Here is a 16,211-nt window from a genome sequence, read left to right as displayed (position 1 = left end):
GCGGTCTGGATCGTGCTGCACGCCAACCACGCGCGCGAGCTCGACGAGCCGACGCGCGCCGCGGTCGCGCGACTGGTGGATGCGGGGCTGCCGGTGCTCGCGCAAACGGTCCTGCTCGCGGGCGTGAACGACGACCCGGCGACGCTGGAGGCGCTGCTGCGCGCGCTGGTCGCCATGCGCGTGAAGCCGTACTACCTGCACCACGCCGATCTCGCGCCGGGAACCGGCCACTTCCGCAGCTCGATCGCCGCCGGGCAGGCGCTCGTGCGGGGCCTGCGCGGGCGCGTCTCGGGACTGTGTCAGCCGAGCTACGTACTCGACGTGCCCGGCGGAGCGGGAAAAATCCCGATCGGCCCGAGCTACCTGCGCGAGTCACTCGCCGACGGCAAGACCGTCGTCGAGGACTGGCAGGGCAAGCTGCACCTCTACCCGGACGTAGAGGGCCGGTGATCCGAGCCGAGCGCGACGCGCTTCACCGCGTCGCTCTGGGTGGGCTCGTGACCGACCAAGGCGTGCGGCGCCTCGATCTCTGCGACCGTGTTCGTGAGCCGGCCCAGGCCCGTGACCTCGACCTCGACCACGTCGCCCGGCGCGAGCGGGCGCGAGTTCGCGGGCGTTCCCGTCAGCACCACGTCGCCGGGCAGAAGCGTGATGTGCCGGCACAGATCCGCGAGCAGGTAGTCGATGCCGAAGTTCATGTCCGAGACCGGCCCGTCCTGCACGACCTTCCCGTTCACGAACGTGCGGACGGTCGACTTGCGCACGTCGACGCCGCGCACGATCCCCGGACCGATCGGGCAGAAGCCGTCCATTCCCTTCACGCGCAGCATCGAGCCCGCGTCGGTGTCGCGGAAATCCTGGCAGCCGACGTCGTTCGCCGGCGCGAAGCCGGCCAGGTGCTCCCAGACGTCCTCGGGGAGCAGGTTGCGCATCGGCCGACCGACGATCGCGGCGATCTCGCCTTCGTAGTTCAGGAACTGGCAGCCCTTCGGGCGCAGCAGCAGACCGCGGTGCGAGTTCAGCGTGGTGAGCGGCTTCTGGAAGTAGGTCGGCGTGGTGAGCGGCGGCGCGCGGAACTCGACGCGGCGCGAGTCGTAGTTCAGGTGCACGCACAGGATCTTGGTCGGCTCGCACGGCGGCAGGTAGGTGGCGTCGGTCTCGCGGACCACGCGTCCGTCGCCAAGCTTCAGGCGGTCGCCGTCGACCGTCACCCACCACGGCACGCCGCCCTGCAGGATGCGGCGCGACTCGACGCGCGGGCCCTCGAGAACGTTTGCGAATCCAGGCTGTCCCATCGGTTCCGTCCTATCCGAGCGATCCGCGCCGGATCGCCACGTTCTTCACGTCGCAGAAGAAGTCGAAGCTCCAGGTTCCGCCCTCGCGGCCGAGCCCGCTCTCGCGCGCGCCGCCGAACGGCGCGGCCAGATCGCGCACGAAGAAGCAGTTGACCCAGACCGTCCCCGCGACCACGCCGCGCGAGAGGCGCTCCACGCGCGCGGGGTCGCGCGAGTAGATCATCGCGGCGAGCCCGTAGCGGGTCGAGTTCGCAAGCCTCAGGCACTCCGCGTCGTCGCCGAAGGTCTGCCAGGTCAGCACCGGGCCGAAGACCTCGTGCTTCGCGATCTCGACTTCGTCGTCGCGGATCTCGAAGAGCGTCGGCTCGAAGTAGAGCTCGCCCGCGGAGTGGCGCTTGCCGCCGAAGATCGGCTTCACGCCCGCCGAAAGCGCCCGCGAGACGAAGCCCGAGACGCGCGCGAAGTGCTCGCGCGTGATCAGCGGCCCCACGCGCGTGGTCGGCTCGCGCGGATCGCCGACCGTCATCTTCGCCGACGCCTCGCGCACCTTGGCGAGCAGCGCGTCGGCGATGCCGCGCTCGACCAGGATCCGCGTGCCGGCCAGGCAGACCTGCCCCGCGTTCAGGAACTGGCCCGCGATCGTCTGCGCCGCCGCGTCGAGGTCGGCGTCGGCGCAGACGATGAACGGCGACTTCCCGCCGAGCTCGACCGAGACCGGAACCAGGTTCTGCCCCGCGGTCGACGCGATCCAGCGCCCGGTCTCGGTCGATCCGGTGAAGCTCGTGCGCGCGATCCCGCGGTGCGAGACGAGCGCCGCGCCCGCCTCTTCGCCGATTCCCTGCACCACGTTCAGCACGCCCGCCGGCACGCCCGCGTCGTGCGCGAGATCGGCGAGCAGCGAGCAGGTGAGCGGCGCCCACTCCGGCGGCTTCACCACCAGCGTGTTCCCCGCTGCCAGCGCCGGGCCGACCTTCCAGGTCGTGAGCATCAGCGGCGCGTTCCAGGGCGTGACGATCGCTGCGACGCCGGCGGGCTCGTAGCGCACGTGGTTCACGACCTCTTCGGATTCGATCTTCTCGTCGCCCAGGCGCAGCGCCCAGTCCGCGAAGAACTCGACGTTCTGCGCGGCGCGCGGCACCACACGGTGCAGGTTTCCGAGCAGCAGCGAGCCGTTGTCCGCGGTCTCGACCGCGGCGAGCTCCTTCGCGCGGCCGCGGATGCGCTCGGCGAGCGCCTTCAGGATCGGCAGGCGCCCGCGCGGCCCGAGCGCCGCCCAGGCGGGGAACGCGTCGGTTGCGGCCGCGACCGCGGCCTCGACCTCGACCGGCCCGCCGGCCGAGACTTCGGCCAGGCGCGCGCCGTCGATCGGAGACTCGTCGCGGAACGTCTTCTGCGACGCGACGCGGCGCCCCCCGATGTAGTGCTCGGTCGAGATCTCCACACCCGCGACGACGCTGCGACTCACCCGCGCTCCTCCTCCAAGCCGGCGCGAAGTCTACGCCAGCCGATCGGCGCGGTGGCAACGGGCCCGGGCAGCGCGGGCGTCAGTGCGCGGCGAGCGGCTCGACGTGGCGGATCGAGGCGCGCGCCTCGAGGTGCAGCGCGCGGAGCAGGTCGAGCCGGTCCAGGCTCGCACCGCAGCCCGCGACGACCGCGGAAAGCGGCTCCTTCGCGACCGCGACCGGGAGCCGCAGCTCGCGCGTGAGCAGGCCGGCCAGGCCCGTGAGCAGCGCGACGCCGCCGGTGAGCACGATCCCGTTCTGCGCGATGTCGGCCGAGAGCTCCGCGGGGGAGTCCTCGAGCACGGTGCGCACCGCGTTCACCAGAGCCGCCACGGGGGCGGCCAGCGCCTCGCGAAGCTCCTCGGCCTTGATCCGGACCACGCGAAGCTCGCCGCTGATCCGGTCGCGCGCGTCGATCGTGACCGAGCGCAGATCGTCGCGGGGCAGCGCGCAGCCGAGCTGCTCGGTGAGCGCGCGCGCCTGGCCGAGACCGACCTCGACGTCGAGCTTCTTCTTCAGCCAGCTCTGCACCGCCTCTTCCAGACGCGCGCCGCCGATCCGCACCGTGCGCGCGTGAACGACGCCAGAGAGCGTCACCACCGCGATCTCGGTCGTGCCCGAGCCGATGTCGATCACGAGCTTTCCCCCGCGCTCCGCCGCGGGCACGCCCGCGCCGAGCGCGGCCGCCATCGGCGCGGCGAGCAGGTAGACCTCGCGCGCGCCGGCGCTGCGCGCCGCCAGAATCAGCGCGCGGCGCTCGACCGGCGTGAGCTCGCAGGGCGCGCCCAGCACGATCCGCGGTCGGCGCAGCGCCAGGGGATTTCGCGCGCGGCGCACCATGCTGCGGAGCAGCGCCTCGGCCGCCTCGAGATCCGCGATCGCGCCGTCGCGAACCGGGCGCACTTCGACGATCGACTCGGGCATCTGCGCGATCATCGCCTCGGCCTCGCGGCCGATCGCGCGCACCTCGCGGGTGCGGCGATCGCGCGCGACCACGCAGGGCTCCGTGAAGATCTCGCCGGTTCGCCGGCTGATGACGCGCACGTTCGCCGAGCCGAGATCGACGCCGAGATCGGCGGAGAAGGTGCGCGAGAACGAGGAGTGCTTCTGGCTCTGGGTCATCGAGGGCCTCCGCGGTTGCGGCTCCGGTCGATGCAGGACGTGTGCCCTGGGATCGGGAGGCGGCAGGGAAGAGGCAGGGGGGCCGGCTCGGACCAGAAGAGAGAAGGAGTTCACGGGGTGCAGCGTCGGAGGAAGCGCCGGCTGCGGTGTGTGTAGTTTGCCGCTCTCCGAGGGGGAGGCGCCGATCTCACTGCTCGTCCTGCAGCTCCGCGCGCGCGCTGCGCTGCTCGGCGCTTGCGAGCCGCCTCTCGAGCTTGGCGAGCTCGTCATCGCGCAGCCGGCGCCAGCGGCCCGGCCGCAGCGTGCCGAGCTCGATGTTCATCACGCGCACGCGCAGAAGCCGCTTCACGCGCAGGTTCTCCGATTCGCACATGCGCCGGATCTGCCGGTTGCGGCCCTCCGTCAGCACCATGCGGAAGGTCCGCGGGCCGAGCCGCTGCACGCGGCACGGCAGTGTGCGCCGTCCCAGGATCACGATCCCGCTGCGCATTCGCCGAATCGAGTCCTCAGAGATAGGGACGTCGACCTCGACCAGGTACTCCTTCTCGTGCTGGCCGCGAGCGCGCAGGATCTGGTTCACGAGCTCGCCGCGGTTGGTGAGCAGGATCAGGCCCTCGCTCCACTTGTCGAGCCGGCCCACGTGGAAGATCCGCTCCGGGTAGCCGACCGCGTCGATGATGTTCTCGGCCACGCGCTTGTCCGAGGTGCACTCGACTCCGGGCGGCTTGTGGTAGGCGAGCACGACCGGCCGCTTCTCGGGCGCCGCCACTCGCTTGCCGTCGAGCGTGACGAGATCGCCCTGCTTCACCGTGTCGCCGTGCACCGCGACCACGTCGTTGATGCGCACGCGCCCGGCGTCGACGTACTTGTCGGCGGCGCGGCGCGAGCACACGCCGTGCTCGGTGAAGAAGCGGTTGATGCGGATCGCGGTTGGCATGGCCGCGCGCAGGGTATCAGCCGCCGAGCGTGCGGGCGAAGAACGCCTTCATGTCGTCGCGGAACGCCTGCGCCTGGGCGCCGCTCGTGCCGATCGTCGCGCCCTTCTGGCCGTAGCCGGCCTTGAGCGCGTACACGGCCAGGTCGCGGTCGACCAGCGCCGGATCGGCGACGCCGGTCGCCGGGTGGATGAACGCGCCGTCGTCCGCGAGGTAGGCCGTGGGCGCGGCGGGAGAGACCGCCGCTTCGGGAATCGCGTGCACGGGCTCCTCGCGGTCGAAGCTGTGCTCGGCGCCGGCGAAGATGCGGATCGACGCGGCCGCGCCGCGCAGCCTGATCGCCTGCACGAAGCCCTGCGCCTGCTGCGGCGAGACCCAGTCGTCCTGATCGCCGATCAGCACGCGGACCTCGCAGCCACCGACGTCCGGATCGAGCGGCTGGTGGCCGCACCACGGGTAGGCCGCGAGCACCGCGCGCACCTGCGGCCCGTTCGGAAGGATGCGCGAGTTCAGCTTGCGCATGACGGCGGAGAGCACCGCGCTGCCGCCGCGGCTGTGCCCTTGCAGCCCGATGCGCCGCGCATCGATCTCCGGAAGCGCCGCGAGCGCGCGCACCGCCAGCATCACGTCGCAGGCGCTGGCCGCGAACGAGAACTGCGTCTGGTTGGCGACGGTCGAGGTCACGCCCCGGCCGCCGAACGGATCGAGCACGAAGCTCGCGAAGCCCAGCGCGTTCAGCGTCTCGGCGTGCGCAAGGTGCGACGGCGCGACGCTGAGGCTGCCCGGCACCACGATCACCAGCGGCACAGCGCCGCCGCGCTTCACCGGCAGGAAGAGCTGGCCGTCGATCGTCACCTTCGGCATCTCGCCGGGCGCGCTCACGAGCTGGTGATAGTTCACGGGGTTCGCGCTCTCGATCTCGATCTTCCGGCCGCGGAATCTTTCGCTGCTCAATGCATACTCCTCGCGCCGGAGCGTATCCGAACCCGGGGAGAAGCGGCGCGATGAGGAAGTTCGAGGTCGACACGAGCCACGGCCGGCTCGCCTGCGTCGAGACGGAGGGCCGGGGCACGGCGGTGCTCTTCATCCACGGGAACTCGTCCTGCAAGGAGATCTTCGCGCGTCAGCTCGAAGGCGAGCTCGGCTCGCGCTACCGGATGATCGCCTTCGACCTGCCCGGCCACGGCGCGAGCTCGAACGCGCCCGACCCCGCGCGCACGTACTCGATCCACGGCTTCGCCGACGCTGCGATCGCGCTGCTCGCGGCGCTCGCGATCGAGCGCGCGGTCGTCGTTGGCTGGTCGCTCGGCGGGCACGTCGCGCTCGAGCTCGTCGCGCGCTGGCCGGGCTGCGCCGCGGCCTGGATCACCGGCACGCCGCCCGTCGGTGCGAAGGACATGGCGGCGGGCTTCCGGCCCTCGCCGCACATGGAGCTCACCTTCAACGGGGAGTTCAGCGCGGAGGACGCGCGCGTCTTCGCGCAGGACGCCGTCGGCGCGAACGTGCCGCTCGAGCCGTGGATGCTGGCCGCCTGCCTGCGCGCCGACGGGCGCTTCCGCCCCATGCTGCTCGCGTCGGCGCTCGCCGGGCGCGATCTGGACGGGCGCGAGATCGCAGAGACGTCTGCCGTCCCGCTCGCGGTCGTCACGGGCGAGCACGAGCCGTTCGCCGACAACGCGTACCTGCAGTCGCTCGCCTACCGAAATCTCTGGGACGGGCGTGTCCACGTGCTCGCCGGGCTCGCGCACATGCCGTTCTGGGAGGCGCCGCAGCGGATCGACCCGCTTCTCGCGCGGTTCCTCGGCGAGGTATCGTGATGTTTCGCACGGGCATCCGTGATTGCAAAGGAGATCCACGATGATCGGCTACACGACCCTGGGAACCAACGACATATTGCGCGCCGGAAAGTTCTACGACGCGCTCCTCGCCGAGCTCGGCGGCAAGCGCGCCATGGAGATGCCGACCTTCATCGCCTGGGCTTCGCAGCCCGGCGGCGGAATGGTCGCGGTGATCAAGCCGTACGACGGGGGGGCCGCGACCGCCGGCAACGGCGTGATGGTCGCGCTCGCCGCGCAGAGCAAGGCGCAGGTCGACGCGGTCTACGCCAAGGCGATCGCGCTCGGCGGCAAGGACGAGGGCAAGCCCGGCCCGCGCGGCGACGGCTTCTACGCCGGCTACTTCCGCGACCTGGACGGGAACAAGCTCAACGCCTTCTTCATGGGCTGAACCCTCGTTTGACACGCGGCGCCGTTCCCCTGTAGAGCCGGCTTGCGGCAGTGGAAGGGAACGCAATGCGCCGGGGTGTGAGGTTCGCGCGCGCGCGGGCGACGCGTGCGCGTGCGTGGTGGGCAGGGCTCGTCGTCGCGTTTCTTGCGCTCGACGCGAGCGCGGCTCCGCTGCCGAGGTTCTCCGCGTGGACCCCGCTCGCCGGCGACGTGCACCGGCACGCGGGGTCCGCGGACAGCCATCTGAAGCTCGCGGCCGGCGTCTGCAGCGAGGGTGGCACCGGAGATCCCCACGAGCGCGGGCTCAACGTCGCCGTCTACGCGGCGCTGCGCACCGCGGGCTACGACTGGGGCAACCTGTCGTACCACGACTTCGCGATCAGCTCGGGCGAGCAGAGCCGAACCTACCGGGACTGGATCGCGCCGGGTCCCGCGCGCGGCGTCGACGAGACGTTCGGCTACCAGGTGATTCCGTCGACGGCGGGATTCCCCGACTGGACGCGCTGCGGCAGCGGCGCTCCCGCCGATCAGCCCTGCGCGGGCTCGACTGGCGCGAACGAGGCGCTCTCGCACTCGACGGCCGCGGAGCTCGCGAACGCGCGCGGCGTCTTCGCGGCGTTCTCGGGGCGCGAGTACACCAACGGCGTCTCCCTGCACACGATCGCGATCCCGGCCGGACCGACCGACACGATCTGCGGGCTCGACCGCGACGCATCGAACCCGAGCTCGCCGCTTCCGCTCGCGGACCGCTGCGCGAACGAGGGCGAGCTGTACGCGTGGATCCACCGCAGCGCCGCGGAGCACGGCGGCGGCGACGGCGTTCTGATCCGCGCGCACCCCGAGGACCCGGCGCAACCCGGGGCTTGGAGCTGGCACCCGGTCTATCTGCCCGGGGGATTCTCCGACCGGTCCATCTACGGTATCGAGGTCGGCCGGCAGTTCGCGGTGGGCGCGACGTGGGAGGCCACGTTCCAGAAGTACATCGCGCGCGGCTACCGCCTGTTCCCCGCGTACGGGAGCGACGCGCACCGACTGCACCACGACCGCGTGGGCTGCTACGGCGATGAGCGCCCGCAGCTCGGCACCGGCGCGACGATCTGCTGGGCCGACGCTGCGGCGGGGGCCTGGGGCCGCCCCGAGCTGATCGACGCGATGCGCGAGCGGCGCTGCTACTACTCGAGCGCGTTCGAGCCGCGGCTCGAGCTCGAGGCCTGCAACACCGCCGCGAGCCCCGCGTGCGTGGCCATGGGCGGCAACCTCGACTCGCCCGACGGCCGCGTGCGCGTGAAGGTGCGCGCGACGAACGACCCGCGCAGCCAGGGCGCGCTCGCCTCGCCGCAGCGGCGGCTCGCCCACGTCGAGCTCGTGAGCCACGCGGGCGCCGTGCTGCGCTCGTGCACGAGCTGCTGCTCGCGAAGGGATGCTACCGGCGACGTGTGCGAGGTCGACTTCTCGGCCGTCTCGCCGTCCGCCGCGGGCGGCGCCGTCTACGTGCGGATCTGCAGCGGAACCGCCGCCTGCGGCGCCGACGCGGACTCGACCGCGCTGATCAGTGCGCCCGTCTTCGTGAACTGGTCCGCGTTCCGCGACAGCGTCGGCCACGAAGGCGACGGGAGCTACGACACCGACGCCGACGGGATCGAGGCTCAGCGCGACAACTGCCCGGCGCTTGCGAACCCCGCGCAGGAGAACTTCGACCACGACGCATTCGGCGACGCCTGCGACCTGGACTGCCGAAGCAGCGCGGCGGATGCGGACGGCGACGGCCACTACGAGTGCGCGCGCTGCCTGGGCGCGAGCGGCGACTCCGACGGCGATCGCCTTCCCGACGCGTGCGACAACTGCCCGACCGTGCCCAACGGCCCGGCGCAGGCGGCAATGGCCGGGCTCGGGAACCAGCTCGACCGCGACGGCGACGGGATCGGCGACGCCTGCGACAACTGCGTGGTCGACCCCAACCCCGAGGCGATCCCCCTGCCCGGGCGCACCACCACCGGCGGCCAGCTCGACGACGACGCCGACGGCTACGGCAACGCCTGCGACCCCGACTTCGACAACGACGGCCGCGTGCAGACCAGCGCCTACAGCGAGCTTCTGGCGAGCCACGGCCGGCGGGTGACCAGCGACGAGTGCGGCGCTTCGGGCACCGTGCCCTGCGAGCGCTTCGACTTCGACGGCCGCGACCTTTCGATCGGCGGCTGCGCCTTCAACTGCTCCGACTCGACCGCCTTCTTCCGGCTCACGCTCGACCCCACGACCGGCGCGTACCGCGCGCCCCCGCGCCTGGGTCCGAAGTGCGCCGACTGCGGCGTCCGCTTCGACGCGCTCCCCTGCGCGGGCGACGCCTGCGACCCCGACGGCGACGGCGTGCTGCACGCCTCCGACAACTGCCCCTTCACCGCGAACCCGCAGCAGGAGGACACCGACGGCGACCGCGTGGGCGACGCCTGCGACAGCTGCACGCTCGTCCCGAACCGGCGCGTCCCCGCCGGCTTCCTGGCCGCGAACCCCTGGGCCACGCTCACCGGCGGCCAGCGCGACGACGACGCCGACGGCTACGGAAACATCTGCGACGCGAAGTTCCCCGGCAGCACCGGCCTGCTCGTCAGCACGCCCGACCTGCGCGAGATGCGCGCATCCACCGGCAAAGCGCGCGCCGCCCGCAACTGCGGCACCGACGCCGATGCCCCCTGCGCGGCGTTCGACCTGAACGAAGGCGGCAGCATGATCGCGACCTCCGACCTGGTCCGCTTCCGCGAGCTCAGCTCGCGGCAGCCCGGGCCGAGGTGCGCGAGCTGCCCGCTGGCGTGTGCGGCGGGGAGTGCGGCGGTGTGCCCGGCGGCGGCGTCACCCTGATCGACGCGCGCGCTCAATCGCGCTGGATCAGGTGGTCGAGGCGGTACTTGTGGATGCGGTGGCGGAGCGTCCCGCGCGGAAGATCGAGCCGGCGCGAGACACGCGACACGTTTCCGCCAGCCTCGCGAAGCGCGGCCGCGATGCGCTCCGCGTCGGCGGCTTCGTCCGGATCGGCCGGGAGCTCGGAGTCGGGTCCGCGCGCAGGGCGCGCGCGATCCGCAGACGTAGGCGCGGAGTCCTCCTCCCAGGTTGCGTCCTGCAGCAGACCCACGAGATCCTCAGCGTCGTAGACACGCGCGCCGCTCTGCACCAGCAAACGCTCGAGAACGTTCACGAGCTCGCGCACGTTCCCGGGCCAGCGGTGCGCGCGCAGCCGGTCGTAGAACGAGTCGGAAAAGCTCGGAGACGCGATTCCGAGCGTCGAGCACAGCCGCATCGCGGTCGCTCGCACTAGAGCCGGCACGTCGTCTCGTCGCTCGCAAAGCGGCGGCACCACGAGCTGGATCACGTTCAAGCGGAAGTAGAGATCCATGCGGAACCGTCCCAGCTGCACCTGCCGTAGCAGGTCGTGACAGGTCGCCGCGATCACGCGCGCGTTCATCGGAAGCGACTGACTCCCACCCACGCGTTCGAAGACGCGATCCTCGAGCACGCGCAGCAGCTTCGACTGCAGCGCAGCGTCCAGATCCCCGATCTCGTCCAGAAAGATCGTCCCGCCGGCTGCTAGCTCGAAGCGGCCGCGGCGCAGACCGGCAGCGCCGGTGAACGCGCCCTTCTCGTGTCCGAAGAGCTCGCTCTCGATCAGCGTCGGGGAGAGCGCCGCGCAATCGACGTGAACGAACGGCGCCTGCTTGCGATGCGAGAGCTCGTGGATCAGCCGAGCGACGAGACTCTTGCCTGTCCCCGTCTCGCCCTGGATCAGGACCTTCGACTCGACACGCGAAGCACTCAGCACCTCTTCGCGAAGGGCCCGGATGGGAGCGCTCTCGCCAACCAGTGCGGCCAACTCCGACGATCCGCCAGAACTGGCCACCTGGAGCGACACGCGCGCGACCACATCGAGCGGCTCCGCGGGTAGCTCGATCAGGTCCGCGATCCCGAGGCGACTGAGCCGGAATGCGGTCTCGGCTCCCAGATCGCGCCCGAGCACCACGATGGGCGCGCCCCGGAGCAGCTTCGCGAGCGCCCGAACGCGTTCGAAGCTGGCGTCGCCACCCCTCGCGACCCCCAATACTACGACCGCGATGGCGCGCGGCTCTAGCTCGGCCGGCGCTCCGCCCTCGGCGTCGACAGCACGGAGTCCGCTTCGAGCACACCAACCCGATAGCGCCGCGGCATAGGCGACCTCGACGTCGACAAACAGAGCCGTTCGAGTCGACACGCTCGCGCTACTCCAACTTCACATCTCTGCGTATGACAGCGGACGCCGCGCTCGCTTGTCAAGGCGAAATGCGGCGCCGACTCTGGCACGCGGTTTGCGTCCGCGAGTGTGAACCATGGATTTCCGCAGGCTCGACCCAACGCCCGGTCCATCGATTCGAACTGTCGAGCTCGAGATGATCTATCAGCGCGGCAGTCACGAGGTACGAGCGCTGGACCGGGTCAGTCTTCTCATCCCCTCAGGTCAGTTCGTCGTCGTTCGCGGGCGCTCGGGCAGCGGCAAGAGCACGCTGATGCACGTGATCGCCGGACTGCGAAAGGGGACCGCAGGCCAGGTCTTCGTCGGCGAGACCGAGCTTCAGTCTCTTCCCGCGAGCGACGCTGACCGCTTCCGCCGGCGAAATGTCGGCCTGATCTTCCAGTTCTTCAATCTGATTCCATCACTCACCGTCGAGATGAACATCGCGCTTCCGCTCCTGCTGGACGGTTACAAGCTCGCCAACTTGCGCCGGCAGATCGACGAGCTCATCGACCTGCTCGGGATGGCTCATAGGCGAGCGCACGCGCCTCACGAGCTATCGGGCGGCGAGATGCAGCGCGTCGCGATCGCGCGCGCGCTGATCATCAAACCCGCACTGATCCTCGCCGATGAACCGACGGGAAATCTCGACAGTCGGGCCTCGGACGAGATCTTCTCGCTGCTCCGCGATCTGTCGCAAGAGCGGGGAGTGACCACGCTCGTGATGACCCACGAGGTCGAGGCGACTCGCTACGCCAATCGCGTGCTCGAGATGAGCGATGGCCGCATCATCGCCGACTCCGCGGCGCCGACGCCGGATTCCGACCGGTGATCGCCGAGCGCTGGATCGGCGGGTCGTCGCCGCTTCCGTTCTCGATTCTTCTGTCGATCCGCTCGCAGCTCACGGATCGCTTCGCGATCTCGATCCTGACCGCTCTCGCAGTGGCGGCGAGCGTCGCGTTGGCGATGAGCGTCGAGGTCGCATCGCGCTCCCTGCAGGAACAGCTGCGCACGACCACACAGGCGTTGATCGGCTCGGCTTCGCTCTCGATCTCCGCCGGACAGGTGGGAGTACCGGAGGGGACCCTCGATCAGGTCGCTGGGATTCCAGGCGTTCTCGGCGCCTCGCCGTTGATCCGGCGCAGCTTCCGAGTTGCTTCCGGCGCCGAACAGGGACGGGCGCTCCACGTGATCGGGCTCGACCTGCTCGGCGAGAGTGATGTCAGGCGGTACGAGATCTCCCGCGCCGGCGTGATCGTGCGCGATGCCGTCCGCCTGCTCGCGCTTCCGGACTCGGTCGTCGTCTCGAAAGCCTTCGCCGTTCGACTCGGAGTCGGCGATGGAGACCGGCTCGCGCTCACGCTCGAGGGCCGGCCGGTCGAGCTCGTCGTGAGGGGGGTGCTCGGCGGAGAGGTGGCGGAAGCCTTTGGCGGGCAGATCGCCGCCATGGACATCTTCGCGCTGCAGCAGGTCGTGGGAATGGAGGGACGCTTCGAGCGCATCGACGTGGCGCTCGAAGCGGATGCTTCGATCGAGGAGGTATCTGAGCGAATCCAGGCGGCGATCGGCCCGGGACTCTCGATCGACCGCGACGCCGAGCGCGAGAGCTTCGGACTGGCGCTGCTGCGCACCTACCAGCGCGCTCTTTGGGCGATCGTACTCGTCGGGCTAGCGACCTCGTCACTGTTGACCTACGCCGTGAGCTCGATGTCGATCGATCGCCGGCTCGAGGAGCTCTCTCTCCTTCGAGCGGCCGGAATGGAGGGCGAGCGCGTCGCCCGGGCCGTTCTCGCCGATGCGTTCGTGATCGCGGTCGCTGGAACCGCGGTGGGCGCTGCGGCAGCGCCGTTCGTCACTCGCGCGGTCTTCGGCGTGCTCTCGGTCGCGTCGCGAGTCCTGAGCGGAATGGAGCTCAGCGACGCCGGTCTCGCGCCTGCAACGATTGCGATCGGGCTCGCAGTGGGTGTGGTGGGCGTGGTCGGCGCGGCGATTCCCGCCTCGCGGCGCGCAGCGCGGATCGGACCTTTCGAGCTGATCGATATCGGCCGCGGCTCGATTCGGCGCGAGCGTACGCGTGCACGCGCCAGTGGCTTCGCACTCGTGGGAGCGGCGCTGCTCGCCTTCGCATGGATCGAGAGCGCCGGCCCGAGCGCCCTACGCGTGATCGCGGGCGTTGTCGGAGGGGTCGCATTCTCGGCCGGGCTCGGACATCGCCTGATCGACCGCGGCGCGAACCCGTACGGCTGGCTCAGCCGCTCCATCCCCCGCATCGGCTTCCTCATGAGCTCCACGCTTCGGGATCGCCCGGTCGAGACGGCTCTCACGATCTCCGCCTGGGCGACGATCGCCGCCGGCCTGATCACCGGCGTGACCGCGATTCGCAGCTACACCGGCAGCATCGACAGCTACTACTACGGCCTGTACGGAGAGGACGCGGTCATGCTCCTGGCGGGCGACCCGTTTGGGACGAAGGGATTGGAGGCGATTTCTCAGGAGACGCTCGATGCACTGAAACGAAGCGGACGTGTAGAGGAGATTGCGGCTGTTCGCAAGGTCGAGGTGTCTTTCAGAGGAAGGACGATCAATCTCACTTCGATCTCGACAGACGCGATCTCTCGTCGCGGAGAGCTAGGCGTTGCGACCCGGAAGCCGAAGGAAGCGCGTGCCGCGCTTGCTAGAGGCGAGCTCGCAATGAATGAATCGTTCGAAGCGAGCTTCGGCGTCCATGTCGGCGATTCGGTAACGCTGGAGGCGCAGGATGGATACCGCACGCTCCGCGTGGGGACTTCCGTTCGCGGAATGGCAGGGCCAAACGGCTCGCTGCATCTCGATGAATTGGCATTCGAGCGGGTATTTCCGGGCTCGGACAGAGGCTTCTACATGGCCGCCCTCTGGGTCACGCCACCGGAGGAGGAGTCCGTTGAGTTATTGCGCCGGATCGAGACCTCGCAGCCGCTCTTTTTCCTGCGTGGCAGAGAGGCGAGGAGATTCGTCGCTCGTTCGGCCGAGAAATACCGAGCGCTGCTCATGGTCCCGATCGCACTGGTGTGTGGGCTCGGACTGGTCTCGCTGCTCAGCCTGCTCTTCGGCGCGACGCGGTCGCGTCAGAAGGAGTTCGCCCTGCTCCGCGCCGCCGGGGCGACCCGCGCGAATGTGGTCGCGATCATCACACTCTCAGGAGGCCTGATCGGCACACTGGGCGCTCTGATCGGGATCGCGATCGCCGTGATCTGGTCAAACGTAATCTGTGAGTTTCTCTCGGAGTCGATCGGCTGGAAGATCGAGCCTCTCCTCGCTAGCGACGTCGCGACTTGGGTCTGCGCGGCGGCAACCTTGCTCGCCATGCTCGGTAGCTTGCTCCCGGCCCTTCTGACCACGCGAACGAGAGATCCGATCGGCGCTCCGACGCCCTAGCACCAACCCATGGTGACGGCGATGCCACTGATGACTGCGAGGCGAATCGCGGCGCGAAGCCTCGTCAGCACATCTCCATCAGGATCGGACACCCGCAGATCACCGCGATCCGGATCGCCGTGCGCACGATCTCGACCCAGAGGAGCATGCGCCTAGCGTAACCCTCGCGCGACCGTCGTCGCAATACGCGCCCGCCTCACCCCCCAAACTCCCCCGGCACACGCTCCGCGCTGAACTCGTCGACGATCGCGCCAACGCCCGGCTCGTCGACTTCGTGCAGCTCGTAGCGCACGCGGGCGACGGGCTTGGACAGGCCGAGCAGCGTGCGCAGGTCGATCGGCGTGGCCGAGACCACGACCTGGGCGGCGGAGGACTCGATCGTGCGGCGCAGCTCTTCGCGCTGCGCCTCGCTGTAGCCCATGGCGGGCAGCACGCGGCCGATGTGCGGGTAGCGGGCGTAGACGGCGGCGATGCCGGGCGCGGCCGAGGCGCGCGGGTCGACGATGGCGGCGACACCGGCGCGTGTCGCGGCGACGAAGCCGGCGCCGTAGGCCATGCCGCCGTGGGTGAGCGTGGGGCCGTCCTCGACCACCAGCACGGAGCGGCCCTGCACGGCGGCCGGGGACTCGAGCCGGGGCGGCGAGGCCGTGCGCACGATCCGCGCGCGCGGGTTCAGGCGGTGCAGGGCGTCGCACAGGCGCTGCACGTCGGCGCTGGCCGCGGCGTCGACCTTGTTCACCACCAGCACGTCGGCCATTCGCGCGACGGCCTCGCCCGGGTGGTGGGTGTCGGACTGGTCGGGGCGCAGCGCGTCGGCGATGGCGATGTGCAGGTCGGGTGCGATGAACGGGAAGTCGTTGTTGCCGCCGTCCCAGACCAGGACGTCGGCCTCCTGCTCGGCCAGCGCGAGGACTTCGCCGTAGTCCACGCCCGCGAACACGCGCGCGCCGGCCTCGACGTACGGCTCGTACTCCTCGCGCTCCTCGATCGTGCAGTCGGCGGCGGCCAGGTCCGCGCGGCTCGCGAAGCGCTGCGCGCGCTGGCGCGCGAGGTCGCCGTAGGGCATGGGGTGGCGGATCGCGGCCACGCGCATTCCCGCGCGCGCGAGCCGCCGCGCGATCCAGCGCGAGGTCTGCGACTTGCCGCAGCCGGTGCGCACCGCCGAGACCGCGATCACCGGCACGCGCGAGCGGAGCATGGTGGCGAGCGGCCCGTGCAGCACGAAGTCGGCGCCGCAGGCGAGCGCACGGGAGCCCAGGTGCATGGCGTCGGCGTGGGCCAGGTCGCTGTAGGCGAGCACCACGCGCTCGACCGCGTGGTGCCGGCAGAGCGATTCGAAGTCGGCCTCGTCCTCGATCGGGATCCCCTCCGGGTAGAGCGGCCCGGAGAGCGCCGCGGGGTAGCGCCGCATCGCGATCCCCGGGATCTGCGCCGCGGTGAACGCCACGACCTCGAAACCGGCG

At 70.7% G+C, this 16,211-nt stretch carries 13 protein-coding genes; 6 read left to right on the top strand and 7 right to left on the bottom strand.

Annotated features, from left to right (window positions below; all coding sequences use genetic code 11):
• The coding region (locus FJ108_15195) for a lysine 2,3-aminomutase (GenBank protein MBM4337227.1) at positions 1 to 450 on the top strand (450 nt) is incomplete at its 5' end.
• Here FJ108_15195 and FJ108_15190 read toward each other — a convergent pair.
• From FJ108_15190 to FJ108_15170, 5 genes are all read right to left on the bottom strand, one after another.
• Positions 426 to 1,295 (bottom strand): FAA hydrolase family protein, encoded by an 870-nt coding sequence (locus FJ108_15190; GenBank protein ID MBM4337226.1) that lies wholly within the window; start codon positions 1,293 to 1,295, stop codon positions 426 to 428. The two genes, FJ108_15195 and FJ108_15190, sit on opposite strands and share 25 nt — an antisense overlap.
• 10 nt (positions 1,296 to 1,305) lie before the next feature.
• Positions 1,306 to 2,760 carry an aldehyde dehydrogenase family protein gene (locus tag FJ108_15185; GenBank protein MBM4337225.1) on the bottom strand — a complete coding sequence of 485 codons (1,455 nt, stop codon included), beginning with the start codon at positions 2,758 to 2,760 and terminating at the stop codon, positions 1,306 to 1,308.
• Between the two features lie 79 nt (positions 2,761 to 2,839).
• The gene (gene mreB, locus FJ108_15180) at positions 2,840 to 4,189 is read right to left on the bottom strand and encodes a rod shape-determining protein MreB (protein ID MBM4337224.1); all 1,350 of its coding nucleotides are present in this window, start codon (positions 4,187 to 4,189) and stop codon (positions 2,840 to 2,842) included.
• Entirely contained in the window at positions 4,107 to 4,844 is a 738-nt protein-coding gene (locus tag FJ108_15175; GenBank protein MBM4337223.1) for a pseudouridine synthase, read from the bottom strand. Before FJ108_15175 ends, mreB begins: the two co-directional genes overlap by 83 nt.
• A 28-nt stretch (positions 4,845 to 4,872) precedes the next feature.
• On the bottom strand, positions 4,873 to 5,808 hold the full coding sequence (locus tag FJ108_15170) for a hypothetical protein (GenBank protein MBM4337222.1): 936 nt from the start codon (positions 5,806 to 5,808) through the stop codon (positions 4,873 to 4,875).
• 50 nt (positions 5,809 to 5,858) lie between these two features.
• Here FJ108_15170 and FJ108_15165 point away from each other — a divergent pair, with 50 nt between their 5' ends.
• The 3 genes from FJ108_15165 (at position 5,859) to FJ108_15155 (ending at position 9,935) form a co-directional block, all read left to right on the top strand.
• A complete protein-coding gene (locus FJ108_15165; GenBank protein ID MBM4337221.1) occupies positions 5,859 to 6,671 on the top strand; it encodes an alpha/beta hydrolase in 813 nt (270 codons plus the stop codon).
• A gap of 40 nt (positions 6,672 to 6,711) precedes the next feature.
• Positions 6,712 to 7,080 carry a VOC family protein gene (locus FJ108_15160; protein MBM4337220.1) on the top strand — a complete coding sequence of 123 codons (369 nt, stop codon included), beginning with the start codon at positions 6,712 to 6,714 and terminating at the stop codon, positions 7,078 to 7,080.
• A gap of 77 nt (positions 7,081 to 7,157) precedes the next feature.
• Positions 7,158 to 9,935 carry a hypothetical protein gene (locus FJ108_15155; GenBank protein MBM4337219.1) on the top strand — a complete coding sequence of 926 codons (2,778 nt, stop codon included), beginning with the start codon at positions 7,158 to 7,160 and terminating at the stop codon, positions 9,933 to 9,935.
• Between the two features lie 13 nt (positions 9,936 to 9,948).
• Here the strand turns inward: FJ108_15155 and FJ108_15150 are convergent, their stop codons facing one another.
• Positions 9,949 to 11,316, bottom strand: a complete 1,368-nt coding sequence (locus FJ108_15150) for a sigma-54-dependent Fis family transcriptional regulator (GenBank protein ID MBM4337218.1) — start codon at positions 11,314 to 11,316, stop codon at positions 9,949 to 9,951.
• 175 nt (positions 11,317 to 11,491) lie between these two features.
• Here FJ108_15150 and FJ108_15145 point away from each other — a divergent pair, with 175 nt between their 5' ends.
• Both FJ108_15145 and FJ108_15140 read left to right on the top strand, forming a co-directional pair.
• The gene (locus FJ108_15145; protein ID MBM4337217.1) at positions 11,492 to 12,166 is read left to right on the top strand and encodes an ABC transporter ATP-binding protein; all 675 of its coding nucleotides are present in this window, start codon (positions 11,492 to 11,494) and stop codon (positions 12,164 to 12,166) included.
• Positions 12,163 to 14,748 carry an FtsX-like permease family protein gene (locus FJ108_15140; protein ID MBM4337216.1) on the top strand — a complete coding sequence of 862 codons (2,586 nt, stop codon included), beginning with the start codon at positions 12,163 to 12,165 and terminating at the stop codon, positions 14,746 to 14,748. The genes FJ108_15145 and FJ108_15140 overlap by 4 nt, the downstream gene beginning before the upstream one ends.
• Before the next feature lie 196 nt (positions 14,749 to 14,944).
• On the opposite strand, the gene FJ108_15135 is transcribed toward FJ108_15140, so the two are convergent.
• The coding region (locus FJ108_15135; GenBank protein MBM4337215.1) for a GTPase at positions 14,945 to 16,211 on the bottom strand (1,267 nt) is incomplete at its 5' end.

It is taken from the genome of Deltaproteobacteria bacterium (assembly GCA_016875225.1).
In the GTDB taxonomy this organism is placed as follows: domain Bacteria; phylum Myxococcota_A; class UBA9160; order SZUA-336; family SZUA-336; genus VGRW01.
The sequence above is the reverse complement of the archived record's forward strand: the minus strand, read 5'-3'. Positions and strand labels throughout refer to the sequence as shown.